Origin of the sequence: Actinophytocola sp. (assembly GCF_009379765.1) — a bacterium.
Taxonomy (GTDB): domain Bacteria; phylum Actinomycetota; class Actinomycetes; order Mycobacteriales; family Pseudonocardiaceae; genus Actinophytocola.
Window position 1 is genome coordinate 22,195 of record NZ_WHTD01000030.1, and the last position, 18,328, is coordinate 40,522.

Below are 18,328 nucleotides of genomic sequence, written 5' to 3' on the forward strand. Positions count from 1 at the left end.
GCGTCTGCGGTCGGAGAACGAGCAGCTCAAGCTCGCGCTCGCCGAGCAGATGGTCCAGCTGCGGCTGTGGCAAGGAGCCGCCCGTGATCACGGACCCAACAATCATCCGGATCGGCGAAGCGGTGCAGCTCAGCCACCAAGGCGAACGGGAAGCCGCTCGCCTCCTGTTCGCAGAGATCTGGAACGAGATCGGCGGCGAGCAAGGGGACCCTCTGCACCGTTGCACGCTCGCGCATGCGATGGCCGACGTGCAAGACGACGTGAACCAGGAACTGGTCTGGGACCAGCGAGCGGTGGCGGCTGCCGACCTGCTGACCGATGCACGGGTGGCGGAGGCCGGGGTGACGCTTCCGGTGGCCGGCTTGTACCCGTCGTTACACCTGAACCTGAGCGAGTGCTATCGCAAGCTGGGCGATCTCGGCCGTGCTCGTGAGCACCTTCAACAGGCGCAGGACACGATCGGCGCGTTGGGCGACGACGAGTATGGCCAGATGATCAGGGATGGCCAGGAGCAAGTGACCGAACGGCTGCGCTGACGCGACAGCGGCGACGCCAGAGCAGCTGCCTGCCGATGTGACACGTAACGCGCGACCTCTCCGGTGATCGCATCGTCGAGGTTCCTGCGGTTCTTGCGGCTGCGCAGGGTGAACTTCTTGCCGCGGCGTGCGTCGAGCACAACCGGCCGCGCTCCCGGTATCAGTCGGTCAATTGACTGTTCGATGATCCAGCAAGACATCGGCGTCTGCCTGCCGGAGTTCGTGGCCGCCGAGTAGGGAAGGACTGCCAACGTGCTGCCAGATCTCAGGCGCAGCCCGAACATGTCGCGAAGGGTCACGGTCAATTCGTCACGTGCATGCAGGGACAGCAGCACCGTCTCACCGAGACGGTGCACGCCCTGTACGAGGCGCAACCCGAGACTGATCCGGCGGTGGTCGCCGCCGAGCGTAAGGTCAAAGCGTGTGATCAGAAGTTGCTCCAGCACCGTCCGAGGCCGGAGTTGCACACTATCCCTACGCCTCACGCTGTGAAACCTGATGGCGTCGATCGGTGTCCGGGTGGCCGCCGGATCCAAGGCCGCGACCCACATGCCCGCCACGGGAACCGACTCGTGCGCCAACTGCTGCGGGACAGTCGACGCTGAGGAGCGGGAGCTGATGCTCGGCGAGGATCGCGTGTGCCAGACCGGGTTCGCGGTTGCCGTGTGTGGCGAGCACGGCGCTGCGCCAGCGATTCCCGCCTCGGACGAACGCCGGCACGACCTCCGCGACGTCGGTGATCCGGTGGTGGCCGGATGGGTGGCTCTCTAGGCCCGTCCAGTTCAGGGCGTCGACCACGACACAGCCGCCGGTGGTGGCGTGCCGGGACGGTCGCGGTCCTGCAGCGCGGTGAGGAACCGGAACCGCAGGGATGGGGTCAGGACCACGTGGGTGTAGCCCGCGAGCAGGTCGCCGTCGTCCTGGCGCGCAGGCAGCGGGAAGGCCAGCGAACGGCACTGCCCACAACCAGCCCGTCGGGATCACGGCGGCCGGCCTCTTCTTCTGCGCTCTCGCCGCCATGATGTTTCCCCTCCCGGCGCCATCGCCTGTCGGGCGTAGCCATCGACGGCGCCGGGGTCTGGTGGTACCGCGATCGGCGCGCGACCCTCGTCCCTTGGCTCGATATCGCGGGCGTCGGCGTCGGCTACCTCCAAGCACCCGCGGCGGCCGTCGTTGGCGGTTCGTCACCCGGTCAGCGCAAGAATATCGCGCTGGAAGTCTTTTTGCGCACCCCGGACCTGCCGGAGGGTTCCGCCCTGCGGACGTGGTCTGCGACCGAACCTTCACCACCCTCACCCTTCCCGCCGACCGTCTCCGCTTCGTGATCCCTACCGGGGGCGACAAGCACGACCTCCACGCCGCGGTCGGGCGCTAGGCCCCGGAGCTGTGGGTGGGCACGTTCGGGAAACGACGTCGATCGGCTGACCCCCCGTGACGATTTCGGCCGTACTGCTTGGTGGTGCTCGTGGGCCGCGATGCTGTTAACTCGTGTTCACCGCGCGTTCACGTTCGTCCGACCGCCTGAGGAGACGCCATGACATCGTCGCGCCGCCAGTTCCTGAGCCGTGCTGGAGTCGCCGTCGTCGTCGCCGGATCCGTCGAGGCGCTGTTCGCCGCGCAGCCGGCGGCGGGGACCTCCGGGCCGCCGGCCGGGTACGGCCCGCTGATCCCGGACCCCGACGGGATCTTGGACCTGCCCCGCGGCTTCCGCTACACGATCCTGTCTCGTGAGGGGACCGTTCGGCCGGACGGTTTGAAGGTGCCAAGCCGGTTCGACGGCATGGGCGCGTTCCCCGCCCGCCGGCGGGGCTCCCGGCTGGTCCGTAACCACGAGTGCTCGCCGACGTCGCGGATCAAGGTGCAGGCGCCACCGGAGCGGACGTACGACCCGGCCGGCGGCGGTGGCACCAGCACGCTGGAGATCGACCGGCACGGCGAGGCCGAGTCCGAGTACATCAGCCTCGGCGGTACCGCGATCAACTGCTCCGGCGGCATCACGCCGTGGCACACGTGGCTGACCTGCGAGGAGACCGAGGGCAAGGCCGGCACGAGTGGCTACACGAAGGACCACGGCTTCATCTTCGAGGTCGAACCGTACGACGACCGGCGCAACGAGAACCCGACGCCGCTGAAGGCGATGGGTCGGTTCCAGCACGAGGCTGTCGCGGTCGACCCGCGCACCGGCATCGTCTACGAGACCGAGGACGCGTTCGTCGCACCGCTGGGCAGCTTCTACCGCTTCCTGCCAGAGCGTCCCCGCGGCGGCTGGGGGAGTCTGCGCGCGGGCGGCGAGCTGCAGGCGTTGTACGTGCCGGACCTGCCCGACCTGTCGGTGGTGCAGGAAGTGGGGGAGGTGTTCGGCGGGGTCGAGTGGATGACCGTGCCCGATCCGTTGGCCGCTACCGAGTCGGTCCGGGCGCAGGACTACCCGAAGCCGATCACGGGCGGCTACAAGATCGAGGGCGCCTGGTGGGGCGAGCGGGACCGGTGCGTGTACTTCGTCTCGTCGTTCGCCCGCACCGAGCTCGGCCCTGCGAAGGACCACGACGGCCAAGTCTGGAAGTACGACCCGCGGCGTCGGACCCTGCGGCTCGAGGTGATGTTCACCCGGCCGACGCCCGCACCGGAGAACCCGGAGTTCGACGCGCCCGACAACATCTGCATGTCGCCGTACGGCGGCCTGATGATGTGCGAGGACGGCGTCGGCGACGCGTACATGCTCGGCACCACGCGCGACGGCGAGGTCTTCCACTTCGCCCGCAACCGAGTGAACAATGGCACGCCCGAGGAGCCTTCGTACGGCGAGCTGGCCGGGGTGGGGTTCTCCGCTGACGGGAGGACGATGTTCTTCAACATCTACGACCCCGGCATCACGTTCGCTGTCACTGGTCCGTGGAACCGCCGCCACGGCTGATGACTGATCCGCCGGCAGCGCTCGTTCGAGGGAGCCACCGGCGGCGACGGCCAGGTCGTACCCACCGGAACGCCGGCTGGCGGCCGGGCCGAGATCGCCCGCCAGTAGCGGGTGTCGACCAACTCGGTGTACTGGTGGCGGGCCGCGCTGGCGTCCCGGGGACCGGGCGGATCACGCTGCTGGCTCGACCAGCAGTGGCTGGATCGACAGGCACAGGCGCTGGATGAGGGGACCGGCCGGTGTCCACCGGGACTACGTGGACGGGCGAAACAACGGCTACGAGACGGCTTCCAGTGGTAGGTCGTTGCCGCGCCAGGTGGCTGCCAACTCCTGAACCGGCATGTTGAGCGCCTCGCCGAGGCAGACAATCGTGCCGAATCCGGGGGAGGGCAGTCGTCCGGTCTCGATCTTGCGCAGGGTCTCTGGCGAGATACCGGCCGCGTGCGCGACTTCCGCGAGTTCGCGTCCCGCCCGCGCGCGGCGCAGCAGGGCGCCGAGACGCCTGCCGGCTTCGACCTGCTCGGGCGTGAGCGGTTGACGGACCATGCCCTCAGGATACGACTGGTATTTCTATACCGACAAGCGCTAGAGTGTCGGTATAGAAATACCGACACTCCACGTACGTGAGGTACTCGTGATCGAACTCAAGACGCCTACGGAGATCCAACGCATGCTCGTGGCCGGGCGTTTCGTCGCCGAGGTGCTCTCCGAGGTCGGCCAGCTCGCCGACGTGGGCGTCAACCTCCTGGACCTGGAGCACCACGTGCGCGGCATGATCAAACGGCGCGGGGCGGAGTCGTGCTACTGGGACTACGCGCCGTCCTTCGGCAGGGGCCCGTTCCGCAACGTCATCTGCCTCTCGGTCAACGACGCCGTCCTGCACGGCTTGCCCCACGACTACACGCTGCGCGACGGTGACGTGCTCAGCGCGGACCTCGCGGTCAGCATCGACGGCTGGGTGGCCGACTCGGCGCGCACGGTCGTCGTCGGGACCGCTGCCGAGGAGGACCTGCGGATCATCCGCGCCACCGAGGAAGCGCTTGAGGCGGCGATCGAGGTGGCGCGTCCGGGCAACCGCCTGGGTGACATCTCTGCGGCGATCTGGGCGGTGGCCCGGGACTACGGCTATCCGGTCAACAACGAATTCGGTGGCCACGGCATCGGCCGCACCATGCACGAGGGGCCCCACGTTTCGAACAAGGGCCGGGCAGGGCGCGGCCTTACGCTCCGGCCGGGCCTGACCCTCGCGCTCGAACCTTGGTTCGCCCGTACGACCGACCGGATCGTCTACGACGCCGACGGCTGGACCATCCGGTCGGCGGACGGCTCGCGCACGGCCCACTCCGAGCACACGGTGGCCATCACCGAGAACGCCCCTTTGGTGCTCACCCGGCGTGAACCGGAGAACCCGGCAACGCGGGGTGATTCCGCCAGTCGGCTATCCACAAAGGACGCCTAGGTCGCCCTGTTCAACCGATGTCGGCCCGATCGAACGGTCGGGCAGCGGCGGGAAGTCGGGCAGGGCCGAGATGTTGGGCGCTCTGACCAGCTCCTCGTGCTCGGCCTGCCCTGCTCGGTCGTTCCCATGACCGCGAGCTCACAAAGGCCGAAGTGGACAGTCGCGGGAGAGTTCGATGAAAGCAGTGACCTGGCACGGCAAGAGGGCCGTAGGGGTGGACACGGTCGCCGATCAGCCGGACCCGCACCGAGTAGCGGTAGGTGCGGATACCGATCTGGCTGAACCGGTCGGCTGGATGTCGGGACCGGAGGCCACACCTCAGATCGGGTCGGAGCGGAACGCCGGCTCGGGCACGCCAGGGAACAGGTCCAGGGCGTGCTCGGACACCCGCATCGGGAAGTCGGCGGAGCGCTTCTCCAGGAACGCCCCCACCCCTTCGGCCGCGTCCGCGCTCCGCGTGCGCTCGTGCAGGGCGCGGGACTCGGCGATGTGCGCCTCCATCGGATGCGCGGCGCCGAGCATCTGCCACAGCAGGCGGCGGCTCACCGCCACCGACACCGGGGCGGCGTTCGCGGCGATCTCGGCGGCCAGGGTGCGTGCCGCGGGCAGCAGCTCGTTCGGCGAGAGCACCGCGCGGACCAGGCCGGCGGCCAGCAGCTCGTCAGCCTCGATCATGCGGCCCGTGTAGACCCACTCGGCGGCCGTGCTGATGCCGACCGCGCGGGGGAGGAACCAGCTCGCGGCGCCGTCCGGCGTGATCCCCCGTCGCGCGAAGGGAAAGGCCATCCGGGCCGACGACGACGCCAGGCGGATGTCCATCGGCAGGGTCATCGTCGCGCCGATGCCCACCGCCGGCCCGTTCACCGCGGCGATCACCGGCTTGCGCGAGCGGAAGATCCGCATCGTCACCACGCCACCCGAGTCTGGGAGCGGGGTCTCGGCGGCATGCTCGGCCGACTCGAAGCCGCCACCGGACAGGTCCGCGCCGGCGCAGAACGCGCGGCCCGCGCCGGTCACGATCACCGCGCGCACGGCGTCGTCCGCGTCGGTCACGTCGAACGCGGCGACGAGCTCGTCGCGCATCACCGACTGGAACGCGTTCAGCTTCGCCGGCCGGTTCAGCGTGACCGTCGCGACGCCGTCCTCGACGTCGAGCACCAATGTCTCGAACACTCTCAGCCCTCCCGTGGCAGACCCAGGATCCGTTCGGCCAGCATGGTCTTCAGTACCTCCTCGGTGCCACCCGCGATCCGGTACCCGAGCGCGCCGAGCATCCACTTCGTCCAGCCGAACGTGCCCCACTCGCCGGTGTCCGCGGCGAACGCCGGCCCCAGCAACTCCGCGACCAGCTCGCCGATGTCGCGCAGGTTGGCCGCCACCACCAGCTTGTCGATCGTCCCGCCCGCCCGGTCGAGCTGCTGCGACGCGGCGGACTGGGTGCGCAGCTGGTGCAGCCGTGCCACCCGCAGCCGCACGTGCAGCTGCGCCAGGCTGTCCCGCACCAGCGGGTCGTCCGCCCGCCCGGCCCGGGTCGCGAGGATGCCGAGCAGCCGCTGGGCCCGTGCGACCGGTCCGAGGCGTCCTGCCGTTCGGTGGCCACCGCGGCGGTCGCCACCCGCCAGCCCTCGCCTTCCTCGCCCAGCCGCAGTGCGTCCGGCACCGCCGCGCCGTCGAGGAACACCTCGCAGAAGCTCGTGCCGCCGGTGAGCTGCCGGATCGGCCGGACGTCCACACCGGACTGCCGCATGGGGACCAGGAACGCGGTCAGCCCGCGGTGCTTCGGCGCGTCCGGGTCGGTGCGCACGAGTGCGAGGCCGAGATCGGCGAACCGTCCATTGGAGGTCCAGATCTTCTGCCCGGACAGCCGCCACCCGTCGCCGTCGCGCACGCCCCGGGTCCGCACGGACGCCAGGTCCGATCCGGCGTCCGGCTCGGACAGCAACGCGCACGCGACCAGCTCACCCCGGTGCAGCCCGCGCGCGTAGGACTCGAGCTGCGCCGCCGAGCCGTACCGGACGATCGTCGGCGACACCCAGCCGAGCCCGATCCGCAGCGCACCCATGTCCGGCACGGCGAAACTCCGCCTCGATCCGCCGGTACAGCCGGTCGAACGCCGGTGGCAATGCCCGGCCGCCGTGCTCCGCCGGCCCGGTGATCCACCCGAACCCCGCGTCCCAGCGCCGTCGCTGCCACGTCTTCGCCACGTCGGCCTCGGCTCGCTCTTCGGCACCGCTCGTCTCATGGAACAGCGCGAGCCCCTCGTCGCCCACGCCCCACGACACGTCGGCCGCGGGCCGGCGGGTCGTCGCACCGTCGAGGAACTCGACCGCGGACGCGGCGAACTCCTTGTCCTCCGGCGTGGTCGCGAACGCGGTCATCGCGCACCGCCCAGTGCGGCCCGGCGCGCGCCGCGGCGCCGGCAGCTTCTGTCACGGCACGTGAGAGTCGGGCACGAGCGTCCGCAGTGTTGGCCGAGCGGGTGCAATGTGACATCGTACTGACGTGGACGTGCTGGTGGTCGGCGCCGGAATGGTCGGTGCCGCGTGCGCGTACTACTGCGCGGCGGCCGGGCTGCGGGTCGGCGTGGTGGAGCGGGGCGCGGTGGCGAGCGGCACGACCAGTGCCGGCGAGGGCAACATCCTGATGTCCGACAAGGAGCCCGGCGCCGAGCTCGACCTCGCGTTGCTCTCGGTCCGGTTGTGGGCGGAGCTGGGGGAGCGGCTCGGCGCCGACCGGTTCGAGCTGCACGCCAAGGGCGGCGTGGTGGTCGCGCGGAGCCCGGAGGCGGAGGCCGGGTTGGCGGTTCTGGCCGAGCGGCAACGTGCGTGCGGGGTCGCCGCGGTCGACGTCGGCGCGGCGGAGCTCGCCAGGCTGGAGCCGCACCTCACCCGCGACGTCGCCGGTGGCGTGTACTACCCGCAGGACATGCAGGTGCAGCCGATGCTCGCGGCTGCCGAGCTGTTGCGTGCCGCCAAGTCCCTCGGCGCGACCGTGCACACCGGCACCTCCGTCGAGGAGTTCCGGCGGGACCGGAGCGGCGCGGTCACGGGTGTGCGGACGAGCGCGGGGGAGCTGTCCGCGCACTGGGTGGTGAACGCGGCCGGCACGTGGGGCGGCGAGGTCGCGGCACTGGCCGGCGCGCCCGTGCCGGTGTTGCCGCGACGCGGGTTCGTCCTCGTGACGGAGCCGTTGCCGCCGCTGATCCGGCACAAGGTCTACTCCGCCGACTACGTCGCCAACGTGGCGAGCGACGATGCCGGGCTCGAGACGTCCGTCGTCGTGGAGGGCACCCGCGCCGGCACGGCACTGATCGGCGCCAGCCGCGAACGGGTGGGGTTCGACCGGCGGATGTCGTTGCCGGTGCTGCGGAAGCTCGCCGCGCAGGCGGTCGGGTTGTTCCCGTTCCTCGCGGAGGTGAACCTGCTGCGGAGCTATCTCGGGTTCCGGCCGTACTGTCCCGACCACCTGCCGGTGATCGGGCCGGATCCGCGCGTGCCCTGGCTCGTGCACGCGTGTGGTCACGAGGGCGCCGGCATCGGCCTGTCCGCCGCGACGGGTCACCTCATCGCGCAGACGTTGACGGGTGTGGCGCCGGACCTGGACCTCACGCCGTTCCGTCCCGACCGGTTCGCGCGGGAGGCGGTCGGATGAGCGAGCTTGCGAGCGAACCAATGTCACAGGGCGACCGCGAGCGGCGAGACCGAGCCTGCGAGGGGTCGTCACCTCGCGAGCTTGCGAGCGAACCAATGTCACAGGGCGACCGCGAGCGGCGAGACCGAGCCTGCGAGGGGTCGTCACCTCGCGAGCTTGCGAGCGAACCAATGTCACAGAGCGACCGCGAGCTGCCGGGCCGAGCCTGCGAGGCGCGGTCGTGAGCACGTTTTCCTTTGCCGGCAAGGAGATCGTCGCGGAACCGGGGCAGAGTGTCGGTGCGGCGTTGCTCGCGGCGGGGTACCGGTCGTGGCGGACGACCCGGCACGGCGGGGCGCCACGCGGCATCTTCTGCGGGATCGGGATCTGCTTCGACTGCCTGGTGGTCGTGAACGGCCGGCCCAACCAGCGGGCGTGTCTCACCGAGGTCCGCGACGGCGACCAGGTCGAGCCGCAGGAGGGCACCGGCCATGGCAGCTGACAGTGTCGTCGACGCGGCCGTCCTCGGCGCCGGGCCGGCCGGGCTCGCCGCCGCCGTCGCCGCGCACCGGGCCGGGGCGCGGGTCACGCTGGTCGACTCGGGTCCCCGTGTCGGCGGTCAGTACTGGCGGCACCGCGACGGTGACCACGGCCGCGGCCATCGGCTCTGGTCCACATTGGACCGTCTACGTGACACTCCGCTGGACTTCCGGCCCGACCACGCCATCTGGCACGTCGAGCGCACCGGTGACGGCTTCACCACGCACACGTCCGCCGGGGAGATCCGGTCCCGCACGGTGATCGTGGCGACCGGCGCCCACGACCGGCAGCTGCCCTTCTCCGGTTGGACCCTGCCCGGCGTGTTCACCGCCGGTGGCGCGCAGGCACTGCTCAAGGGACACGGCGTCGTCGTCGGTGATCGCGTCGTCGTCGCCGGCACCGGGCCGTTCCTGCTGCCGGTCGCCGTTGGCCTCGCCGAGGCGGGGGCACGTGTGCCCGGCGTGTTCGAGGCCGGCAGCCCGGTCGGCTTCGCCCGCCATCCGGCCGCCGTGCTGCGCAACCTCGGCAAGCTGACCGAGGGTGCGTCATACCTGCGGGCACTGCGCCGGCACCGGGTCCGGACTCATACCCGGTCCACTGTGGTCGCCGCGCACGGCGACGACCGGGTCCGCGCGGTGACCGTCGCGACACTCGACCGGGAGTGGCGTGTCGTCGCGGGCACCGAGCGGGAGATCGAGTGCGACGCGGTCGCCGTCGGGTACGGCTTCACGCCACAGTTGGAGCTCCCGCTCCAGCTCGGCTGCGACACACACCTCGACGCCGACGGCAGCCTCGTGGCCACGGCCGACGACCGGCAGCGCGCTTCCGTCCCCGGCGTGTACCTCGCCGGCGAGGTCTGCGGTGTCGGCGGCGCCCAACTGTCCCTTGTGGAGGGTGAGCTGGCCGGCCGGTACGCCGCCGGCGCGGTGCCCGGCAAGCGGCTCGTGCGCCGGCGGGCCGCCCTCAGGGCGTTCGCCGCCGCCCTGCACCGCACCTACCCCGTCCAGCCTGGCTGGCAGACCTGGCTGGCGGACGACACCCTGGTCTGCCGCTGCGAGGAGGTCCCGGTCCGCGACGTCCGGAGGTCCATTGTGGATCTCGGGGCGACCGAGCCGAGGGCCGTCAAGCTGCTCGCCCGGCCCGGCATGGGACTGTGCCAGGGTCGGGTGTGCGGTTATCCGACGGCATGCCTGGTCGCCGAAGCCCGCGGCCGGCCGGTCACCGCGCCGGACCTGCTCGGCATGTCGGCCCGTCCGATCGCCCAACCGGTCACCCTCGGAAGTCTCGCGGAACAGCACGTGGAGGAACCATGACCAAGCCGTGGCACGGAGTCCTGGTGGCGACCGCGCTGCCACTCGACGAGTCCCTTGCCGTCGACTACGACCGGTACGCCGAGCACGTCACGTGGCTGGCCGCGCACGGCTGCCACGGCGTCACCCCCAACGGCTCGCTTGGCGAGTACCAGACCCTCACCTCCACGGAGCGGGCCCGCGTCGTGACCACCGCGGTCGAGGCAGCGCCAGCGGGGTTCACCGTGATGCCCGGCGTCGCCGCGTACGGCGCCGCCGAGGCCCGGGGGTGGGCCGAGCAGGCGGCGGAGGCCGGCTGCCAGGCCGTGATGTTGTTGCCGCCCAACGCCTACCGCGCCGACGAGCGTGCCGTGCTCGCGCACTACCGCGAGGTCGCCAAGGCCGGCCTGCCGGTCGTGGCCTACAACAACCCCATCGACACCAAGATCGACCTGGTGCCCGAGCTGCTCGCGCGGCTGTACCAGGAGGGGCTGATCGTCGGTGTGAAGGAGTTCACCGGCGACGTGCGGCGACCCTACCGGATCGCCGAGCTGGCACCCGGTCTGGACGTCCTGTGCGGCGCCGACGACGTGACGCTGGAGCTGGCGATCGCCGGCGCGCCGGGCTGGATCGCCGGCTACCCCAACGCACTGCCCGAGTCCACTGTGGAGCTGTGGCAGGCCGCCTCGTCGGGTGACCTGGCCAAGGCCCTGCCGCTGTACCGGCTGCTGCACCCGTTGCTGCGCTGGGACTCCCGCACCGAGTTCGTACAGGCGATCAAGCTCAGCATGGACATCGCCGGCCGCTACGGCGGCCCGTGCCGCCAGCCCCGCGTGCCGCTGACCCCGGAGCACGAGGCGGCCGTTCGGCAAGCCACCGAACACGTTCTGGCGGGGAGCGGAGCGACGGAGCGTGCGCCGTCTGGACTGACGAGCAGCGCAGGCCCGCGAGGAACGAGCCGGCCGAGCAGCGCAGGAGGGAAGACGGCGAATTAGCGGAGGAGCGGAGCGACCAATCCGACACAGAAGGGCTGTCCTGATGCGCGCCAAACGGGTCTTCCACGCGGTCGACTCCCACACCGAGGGCATGCCGACCCGCGTGATCACCGGCGGGGTCGGCGTCATCCCCGGCGACACCATGTTCGACAGGCGGCTGCACTTCATCGAGCACCTCGACCACCTCCGCAGGCTGCTCATGAACGAGCCACGCGGCCACTCCGCGATGAGCGGCGCGATCCTGCAACCACCCAGTCGCGCCGACGCCGACTGGGGCGTGGTGTTCATCGAGGTGTCCGGCTGCCTGCCGATGTGCGGGCACGGCACCATCGGCGTGGCCACCGTGCTCGTGGAGACCGGCATGGTCGAGGTCACCGAGCCGGTCACCACCATCCGGCTGGACACGCCGGCGGGGCTCGTGGTGGCCGAGGTCGCCGTCACCGACGGGGTCGCACGTTCGGTCACCTTCCAGAATGTGCCGTCGTTCACGCTCGGGCTGGACCGCGTCGTCGACGTGCCCGGCTTCGGCGACGTGCGGTACGACATGGCCTTCGGCGGCAACTTCTACGCCATCCTCGGCCTCGACCAGCTCGGACTGCCGTTCGACCGCGCGGAGAAAGGACGGCTGCTCGACGCCGGACTGTCCATCATGGACGCGGTCAACAAGCAGGACCGGCCCGTGCACCCGGAGAACCCGGACATCGCCGGCTGCCACCACGTCTACCTCGCCGCGCCCGGCTCCACCGCCCGTCATTCCCGGCACGCGATGGCGATCCACCCTGGCTGGTTCGACCGCTCGCCGTGCGGCACCGGCACCAGCGCGCGGATGGCCCAGCTGCACACGCGTGGCGAACTGCCACCGCACACCGACTTCCGCAACGAGTCGTTCATCGGCACGCACTTCATCGGCCGGCTGGTCGAGGAGACGACGGTGGGTGACCTGCCGGCCGTGGTCCCGACGATCACCGGCCGCGCATGGGTCACCGGGACCGCGCAGTACTTCCTCGACCCGGACGACCCGTTCCCAGAGGGGTTCCAGCTGTGATCCCGCTCGCGCCCATCCCCGACGCCGTCGCGGCGCTCCGCACGGCACTGCGCGACGGGCTCGACCCGGAGGCCGACTGGGCCCGCGCCGTGGTCCCGGTCGAGCACGGCCAGCTGCTGCTGATGCCGGCGGAGTGGGGCCGCTACGCCGGCATCAAGGTCGCGACGGTGGCGCCGGGCAACCCGGCCAGGGGGCTCCCGCGGATCCAGGGCAGCTACCTGCTGCTCGACGCCGAAACCCTGACCCCGCTCACCATGCTGGACGCCGCGGCGCTGACCACGCTGCGGACCGCGGCCGTCTCGGCGCTGGCCGTGGACGCGCTCGCCGTACCGGACGCGTCCCGGCTGGTGGTCTTCGGCACCGGGCCGCAGGCGCGGAGCCACATCGCCGCGATCCGCGCGGTCCGGCCGGTCGGCGAGGTCGTCGTCATCGGCCGGAATGCCGACCGCGCCAGGACATTCGCATCCTCTGTGGACGCCAAGGCCGGCTCGGCGGCGGACGTGGCGATGGCGGACGTGGTCGTGTGCGCGACAACGGCTCGCACACCGCTGTTCGACGGCGCCGTGCTGCGTCCGGACGTCACTGTCGTGGCGGTCGGTTCGCACGAGCCGACCGCCAGGGAGGTCGACGACACCACGGTGTGTTCCTCGACAGTGGTGGTCGAGGCCCGCTCGGCGGCACTCCGCGAGGCCGGTGACGTCGTCCGACCCATGGCGGCCGGCCGGTTCGATCCGGACACACTGGTCGACCTGGCGAGCCTGGTACGCGGCGCGGCCACCTTCGACCGGGACCGGCCGAGGTTGTTCAAGAGCGTCGGGATGGCGTGGGAGGATCTGGTGATCGCCGCGAGCAGCTGGGAGAAACGGGCATGACAGGGGACGAACAGGCCACCCTCACCCTGCCCGCGTTGGGCACCCGCCGGAACCTGCGCGAGGAGATCACCCAGACCCTTCGGGCGGCGGTGATCTCCGGTGAGCTGCGGCCAGGTGTGGTGTACTCGGCGCCCAGCCTGGCCGCGCAGTTCGGCGTGTCCGCCACCCCCGTGCGTGAGGCCATGCTCGACCTGGTCGGCGAGGGTCTCGTGGACACCGTGCGCAACAAGGGTTTCCGCGTTACCGATCTGTCCGAAAAGGACCTCGACGAGCTGAGCGAGCTGCGCGCGCTGATCGAGGTGCCGACCGTGCGGCGACTCGCGGAGGCCGGCGTGGCACCGGAGGTGCTCGACGAGCTGCGCCCGCTGGCCAAGGAGATCGAGGCGGCGGCCGCCCGCCGCGACCTGATCGCACACGTCGCCGCGGACATGGAGTTCCACCTGAGGCTCCTCGCCCTGGCCGGCAACCAGCACCTGGTGGAGACGGTGCGCTCGCTGCGGGCGAGGTCACGGATCTACGGTCTACGCACCCTCGCCGACCGCGACGCCCTCGTGCCGTCCGCCCACGAACACGCCGAGCTGCTGGATCTCCTTGCCGCCGGCGACGCGGACGGCGTCGAACGACTGATGCGGCGCCACATCGCCCACGTACGCGGCATCTGGGCCGAGAACGGGGAGGGTTCATGAGCAGCTTGTCGATCATCAACACCGCGGTGTTCGACGGCGAGTCCGGTGAGCTGGCCGACGGCCCGGTGCACGTCGAGGACGGTCGGATCGTCGGCGTCGGTGGACGTTTCGCGGCCGAGCGGGTCATCGACGCACGCGGCGGCACCGTCCTACCCGGACTGATCGACGCGCACTTCCACGCGTACGGCATCTCCCTGGACATGCTCGGCATCGAGGGCCGGCCGCTCAGCTACGTCACGCTGGTCGGGGCGCGCCGGCTCGCCGCGGCGCTCGGTCGCGGGTTCACGACCGTGCGCGACGTCGCGGGCGGGGACGCCGGCCTGGCCAAGGCGATCGACGAGGGCCTCATCCCGTCGCCGCGGTACCTCTACACGGGCGCGGCGCTCAGCCAGACCGGCGGGCACGGCGACCCGCGCGGCGTGGACATGGACGTGTGCGGCTGCCACGCGCACGGCACCGAGGTCGTCGACGGAGCGGACGCGGTGCGGGTCGCGGTCCGCGACCGGTTCCGGCGCGGCGCGCACGCCATCAAGCTGATGACCTCGGGCGGGGTCATGTCGCTGGCCGACCCCATCCGCGTGCCGCAGTACTCGGCGGAGGAGATCCGCGCGGCCACCGACGAGGCCGGCCGGCGGGGTAGCTACGTCGCCGCGCACGCGTACTCGCCGGAGGCCATCCGGCACTCGGTGCTGAACGGGGTGCGCTCCATCGAACACGGCAACCTGATGGACGCGGAGACCGCCGCGTTGATGGCCGAGCACGGCGCGTTCCTCGTGCCGACGCTGGCCACCTACGACGCGATCAGCCGTCGCGGCGCGGAGGCCGGGTTGGCGCCGGTCTCGGTGCGGAAGAGCCTCGAGGTACTCGACGCCGGGGCCAAGGCCGTGGCACTCGCCCGCGCCGCGGGTGTCCCCGTCGGCTTCGGCACCGACCTGATGGGCGAACTGGAAGACGAGCAGCTGCAGGGCATCCGGCTGCAGACCGAGATCGACGGACCGGTGACCGCACTGCGCTCGGCGACGTCGGTGAACGCGGACCTGATCGGCCGCCCCGACCTCGGCCGCGTGCGGGTCGGCTGCGTGGCCGACCTGCTCGTCATCGACGGCGACCCGCTCACGAACCCGTCGCTGCTGTGGGGCGGGCCGGAGCACCGCACGGTCATCCAGGCGGGTGTGCCGGTCAGCGGCTGACCGGCACACCTAGGTGGGCCGATCGAGTTTCGCGCCGGACCGCATTGCCCCGACGCGGTGTTCCAGTGCGGTGATCTCGGGGGCAGGTCCCAGTGCGGTGAGGCGTCGCAGGCACCGAGTCAGTTCGCGGTCGTCGTGGACATGGTAGTGCGGCCTGGTGATCGTGTAGGTCAACCGGTCCGCGACTGCCCGAATGCCCGCTTCCCGGTATCGCGGGGACAGCTTGGCCAGCGCGCCACACACGGCGGTGCAGAGCTCGACCGGTACGCGGTACTCGTGCGGCGGTCGTTCCAGCAGTACGGGGATCAGCTGGCTCAGTGCCTCTGCCGGCCGGCCGAGGCCGGTGAGGAGGTTAGCCGTGCGCGACGGGCGACCGCCCGTCGGCGAGTGCGGCGTCGACGTCGATGGTCGCGAAGGTCGTGCCGGTGACGCGGTCGGGCTCGGTTTCGTCGGTGATCCCGTCCGGTTCCAGGGGTCGCGGATCGTGGAGCGCCCAGCCTTCCACGAGCAGGCGCATGGTGCTGTCGGAGTAGCTGGGCGTGGGCGTCGAGTTGGTGGGCTCGGGTATCCGGTTCGGCTGGCTGACCCAGTACGAGCGAAGCACCTTGTTTCGTGTGGTCCTCGATGCTGAGGACGGCCATGCTGTTCGCGTCGATGTCGACGGTCAGCTCGACCTGGACCTCGTGCCCGGGTAGGGGAGCGTGCACGGTCCCGACCGCGTGGATCGAGCCGTCGGTGCGCGATCGCTCCACCAGTTCCACGGTGAGTGGCTCGTCGCGCGCACCGACGAACGTCACGGCACGGGTCACCTTGGTCGGGATGGTGACCGAGTGGTCCAGCAGGACTTCGATGGTCGCGTTCGTCGAGGTGGTCGACTTGCGGTACCGGCCAGGGCCCACCCGCTCGGCACGGAGCCCGAAGGCCCGGTGGGTCAGGTCGAGCAGCAGGACGTCCTTGTTGTGTCCGGTGAGGATGCCCGCTTGCCCGGCCAGACCGTGCACCACGCCGAGCTCCTGGTACTTCTCCAGGAACTCGCCGCGGATCCCGGCGGCCCGCACCGCCTCGCGGACGGTGAACATCTTCCCGCCGAAGCCGCTGAACACGACACCGTCGATCGAGTCCGGCGCGACCGGGACCCACGTGCCGTCCCGGTCGCGCCCACCGAGCACGGCGTGGACCAGCCGGACGATCACCTCGTCGAGGTGGCCGACCGCGGCCCGGACCTCGTCCCTGGTCACGCCGCCATCGACGCCGGCGCCACGCCACTGAAGCCGGCCGAGAAGTCGCTCTGGGGCTACGGCGGCGCCGTACGGGCCCCGGACGGGACGATCTGGACGGTCGCGTCCTCGTCGAAGAAGGACACCGGTCCGGCCACCCGGGAGATCGACGAGGTCCTGCTCTGTTTCGGGAACTCGCGGCTGTTACCAACGTCTGTGGACAGATTTAGACGGTTCCGCCACGGGTTGACGGCGGTTCGTCGGCGGCGTCCGCGACGAACCTCTCGGCCGCCGCCGCGTCGACGCCCAGCGAGGACTGCACCCCGGCGCCGTTCTCCTCCTCCAGCAACCCCAGCAGAACATGGCCGGTGCTGACACCGTCGTCGTCGAGCCGCAGGGCCGCCCGGAACGTCAGTTCGATCGCCTTCTTCGCGCGGGCGTCGTACGGAATCAGCACCGGATCGGCGTCGCTGCGCGCCGGCAGGGTCGTCAGTACCGTGTCCCGCGCCTGGCCGAGGTCGACACCCTGCGCACGCAGGGCGTCTGCCGCAGTGCCCTCGGTGCCGAGCAGGCCGAGGGCGAGATGCGCGGGGACTATCTCGGCGTTGCCGGCCAGCTTGGCCTCGTTCATGGCGGCGACGATCGCGTTGTGGGCTGGCTTGGAGAACTTCTCGAAACTGTGCGACGGGTTGGCGTCGGGCTTGCCGACGAACCGTTTCTGCGCGGCCTGCTTGGTGACGCCCATGCTGCGGCCGATGTCGGTCCAGGACGCGCCGGAACGACGGGCCCGGTCGACGAAGTGACCGATGAGATGGTCGGCGACCTCGCCGATGTGGTCGGCCATCAGCACCGCGTCGGCCAGCTGGTCGAGGGCGTGGGTGTGGTTCTTGGTGATTGCCGTGATCAGGTCGTCGAGCCTGACCGGCGGAGTAGTCTGCGTCATGCCGTCAACCTTAGGTTGACACTCTGTTCCCGTCAACCCGGAGTTGACCCTTCGTCGCACCCTCCACCCGTGCAGCAGATAATCCTCTCGGTCCGGCAGGTTGAGGCCCGTACCCGCGTCGTCCTGGCCCGGTCCCGAGTTCGGGGGACGGCTCGTCGCCGGCCCGTGCTCGGTGTCCGGCTCGGCCAGGGCCCGCCGGATACGGGCACATGCTCGCCGCGACCGGCGCGGTCGTGCGCATCGGCGACCTCCTGATCGGTCCCTCCCCGTGGTGCTGACCTGCGGTGCGCTGTCCTGCTAACCGAACTGCGCCACCGCGAGCAGACCCCGAGGGAGGAGCGGCGCTGCGTGAACGCCCACCGTCGGGCATGGCACGGTCCACATCGGCCACTGGTAAGACCGCCGCGCCCGCTACCGAGGCACGCGTGCGGCGGCCGGCACTCCTACCAGGTAACCGGCATTTCAGCCGGACCGAACGCCTGAATCGAGTGGTATTTGTACGTCAGCTCCGTCTCAGGCACAGCCAGCGCGAGCGTGGGAGCCCGCTCGAACAGTGTCGTGTAGACGATCTCCAGCAGATTCGGCACCAAGCGATTCGCCGGGCGCTGGTGCGGCCCGTGGCCGAACGCCATGTGCCTGGCGGGCTGTTCCCGCATGAGATCGAGCTCATTGGGAAACGGACACACCGACGGGTCGCCGTTGACGGGCAACGTCGGCACTGCCAAGCCATCACCGGCCTTGACCAACGTGTCGCCGATGCGCACGTCTTCCAGAGCCAGCCGCATCGGGGTTCCGTCGTTGACCGAGAAGAACCGGAGCATCTCGTCCACTGCGACCGTCAACCGGTCCGGCTGGGCGAGCAGCTTCGCCCGCTCTTCCGGGTGGTTCAGCAAGGTGAGCACGCCCAACGAAATCATCGTGGACACCGAGTTGTGAATGCCCTGGGCGTTCGACAGCATCATGGGCGCCAACCTGAACCAGTCGACCTCGCCGTGCTCGGCGCGTTCCTTCA

General features: G+C 70.9%; 20 protein-coding genes and 2 pseudogenes. 13 read left to right on the forward strand and 9 right to left on the reverse strand.

Translation table 11 applies throughout. The annotated features are described in order from the left end of the window. Positions 1-83 precede the first annotated feature (83 nt). Positions 84-536 (forward strand): hypothetical protein, encoded by a 453-nt coding sequence (locus GEV28_RS11935; protein WP_291411665.1) that lies wholly within the window; start codon positions 84-86, stop codon positions 534-536. Here GEV28_RS11935 and GEV28_RS11940 read toward each other — a convergent pair. Continuing rightward, positions 440-982 carry a hypothetical protein gene (locus GEV28_RS11940; RefSeq protein ID WP_291411667.1) on the reverse strand — a complete coding sequence of 181 codons (543 nt, stop codon included), beginning with the start codon at positions 980-982 and terminating at the stop codon, positions 440-442. The two genes, GEV28_RS11935 and GEV28_RS11940, sit on opposite strands and share 97 nt — an antisense overlap. A gap of 52 nt (positions 983-1,034) precedes the next feature. Here GEV28_RS11940 and GEV28_RS11945 point away from each other — a divergent pair, with 52 nt between their 5' ends. Together GEV28_RS11945 and GEV28_RS11950 are read left to right on the forward strand one after the other, a co-directional pair. Further along, on the forward strand, positions 1,035-1,307 hold the full coding sequence (locus tag GEV28_RS11945) for a hypothetical protein (protein ID WP_291411669.1): 273 nt from the start codon (positions 1,035-1,037) through the stop codon (positions 1,305-1,307). A gap of 763 nt (positions 1,308-2,070) precedes the next feature. Further along, a complete protein-coding gene (locus GEV28_RS11950) occupies positions 2,071-3,450 on the forward strand; it encodes an alkaline phosphatase PhoX (RefSeq protein WP_291411671.1) in 1,380 nt (459 codons plus the stop codon). Positions 3,451-3,726: 276 nt separating this feature from the next. On the opposite strand, the gene GEV28_RS11955 is transcribed toward GEV28_RS11950, so the two are convergent. After that, positions 3,727-3,996 carry a helix-turn-helix transcriptional regulator gene (locus GEV28_RS11955; protein ID WP_133804965.1) on the reverse strand — a complete coding sequence of 90 codons (270 nt, stop codon included), beginning with the start codon at positions 3,994-3,996 and terminating at the stop codon, positions 3,727-3,729. Between the two features lie 88 nt (positions 3,997-4,084). On the opposite strand from GEV28_RS11955, the gene map reads away from it, so the two are divergent. Further along, on the forward strand, positions 4,085-4,909 hold the full coding sequence (map, locus tag GEV28_RS11960) for a type I methionyl aminopeptidase (protein ID WP_291411676.1): 825 nt from the start codon (positions 4,085-4,087) through the stop codon (positions 4,907-4,909). 318 nt (positions 4,910-5,227) lie between these two features. Here map and GEV28_RS11965 read toward each other — a convergent pair whose 3' ends face one another. The 4 genes and pseudogenes from GEV28_RS11965 to GEV28_RS11980 form a co-directional block, all read right to left on the reverse strand. After that, the gene (locus GEV28_RS11965; RefSeq protein WP_367115089.1) at positions 5,228-6,082 is read right to left on the reverse strand and encodes an enoyl-CoA hydratase-related protein; all 855 of its coding nucleotides are present in this window, start codon (positions 6,080-6,082) and stop codon (positions 5,228-5,230) included. Between the two features lie 2 nt (positions 6,083-6,084). Then, entirely contained in the window at positions 6,085-6,411 is a 327-nt protein-coding gene (locus GEV28_RS11970; protein ID WP_291411678.1) for an acyl-CoA dehydrogenase family protein, read from the reverse strand. A 227-nt stretch (positions 6,412-6,638) separates the two neighbouring features. Then, positions 6,639-6,971 (reverse strand): annotated as a pseudogene (locus GEV28_RS42260) (acyl-CoA dehydrogenase family protein); the annotation flags it as partial. Beyond that, a complete protein-coding gene (locus tag GEV28_RS11980) occupies positions 6,868-7,287 on the reverse strand; it encodes a hypothetical protein (protein WP_291411683.1) in 420 nt (139 codons plus the stop codon). The gene GEV28_RS11980 and the pseudogene GEV28_RS42260, both read right to left, overlap by 104 nt. Positions 7,288-7,411: 124 nt before the next feature. On the opposite strand from GEV28_RS11980, the gene GEV28_RS11985 reads away from it, so the two are divergent. The 8 genes from GEV28_RS11985 (at position 7,412) to GEV28_RS12020 (ending at position 15,156) form a co-directional block, all read left to right on the forward strand. Further along, positions 7,412-8,560 (forward strand): FAD-binding oxidoreductase, encoded by a 1,149-nt coding sequence (locus tag GEV28_RS11985; protein ID WP_291411685.1) that lies wholly within the window; start codon positions 7,412-7,414, stop codon positions 8,558-8,560. Between the two features lie 220 nt (positions 8,561-8,780). Then, a complete protein-coding gene (locus GEV28_RS11990; RefSeq protein ID WP_291411687.1) occupies positions 8,781-9,041 on the forward strand; it encodes a (2Fe-2S)-binding protein in 261 nt (86 codons plus the stop codon). Next, complete coding sequence (locus GEV28_RS11995; RefSeq protein WP_291411689.1) at positions 9,031-10,392, forward strand: FAD-dependent oxidoreductase; 1,362 nt, start codon at positions 9,031-9,033, stop codon at positions 10,390-10,392. The genes GEV28_RS11990 and GEV28_RS11995 overlap by 11 nt, the downstream gene beginning before the upstream one ends. Further along, entirely contained in the window at positions 10,389-11,363 is a 975-nt protein-coding gene (locus GEV28_RS12000) for a dihydrodipicolinate synthase family protein (RefSeq protein WP_291411691.1), read from the forward strand. The genes GEV28_RS11995 and GEV28_RS12000 overlap by 4 nt, the downstream gene beginning before the upstream one ends. Before the next feature lie 43 nt (positions 11,364-11,406). Next, on the forward strand, positions 11,407-12,408 hold the full coding sequence (locus GEV28_RS12005) for a proline racemase family protein (protein ID WP_291411693.1): 1,002 nt from the start codon (positions 11,407-11,409) through the stop codon (positions 12,406-12,408). Continuing rightward, positions 12,405-13,280, forward strand: a complete 876-nt coding sequence (locus GEV28_RS12010; protein WP_291411695.1) for an ornithine cyclodeaminase family protein — start codon at positions 12,405-12,407, stop codon at positions 13,278-13,280. The genes GEV28_RS12005 and GEV28_RS12010 overlap by 4 nt, the downstream gene beginning before the upstream one ends. Then, positions 13,277-13,966 (forward strand): GntR family transcriptional regulator, encoded by a 690-nt coding sequence (locus GEV28_RS12015; RefSeq protein ID WP_291411696.1) that lies wholly within the window; start codon positions 13,277-13,279, stop codon positions 13,964-13,966. The genes GEV28_RS12010 and GEV28_RS12015 overlap by 4 nt, the downstream gene beginning before the upstream one ends. Then, positions 13,963-15,156: an amidohydrolase family protein gene (locus GEV28_RS12020; RefSeq protein WP_291411698.1), complete on the forward strand. Its 1,194-nt coding sequence runs from the start codon at positions 13,963-13,965 to the stop codon at positions 15,154-15,156. Before GEV28_RS12015 ends, GEV28_RS12020 begins: the two co-directional genes overlap by 4 nt. Before the next feature lie 314 nt (positions 15,157-15,470). Here GEV28_RS12020 and GEV28_RS12025 read toward each other — a convergent pair whose 3' ends face one another. Continuing rightward, the gene (locus GEV28_RS12025; RefSeq protein ID WP_291411743.1) at positions 15,471-16,394 is read right to left on the reverse strand and encodes a hypothetical protein; all 924 of its coding nucleotides are present in this window, start codon (positions 16,392-16,394) and stop codon (positions 15,471-15,473) included. Here GEV28_RS12025 and GEV28_RS12030 point away from each other — a divergent pair. Then, positions 16,395-16,556, forward strand: a pseudogene (locus tag GEV28_RS12030) (glyoxalase); the annotation flags it as partial. Positions 16,557-16,599: 43 nt separating this feature from the next. On the opposite strand, the gene GEV28_RS12035 reads toward GEV28_RS12030, so the two are convergent. Both GEV28_RS12035 and GEV28_RS12040 read right to left on the reverse strand, forming a co-directional pair. Next, a complete protein-coding gene (locus GEV28_RS12035; RefSeq protein ID WP_367115090.1) occupies positions 16,600-17,352 on the reverse strand; it encodes a Clp protease N-terminal domain-containing protein in 753 nt (250 codons plus the stop codon). A gap of 407 nt (positions 17,353-17,759) precedes the next feature. Beyond that, positions 17,760-18,278: a hypothetical protein gene (locus tag GEV28_RS12040; protein WP_291411700.1), complete on the reverse strand. Its 519-nt coding sequence runs from the start codon at positions 18,276-18,278 to the stop codon at positions 17,760-17,762. Between the last annotated feature and the right edge of the window lie 50 nt (positions 18,279-18,328).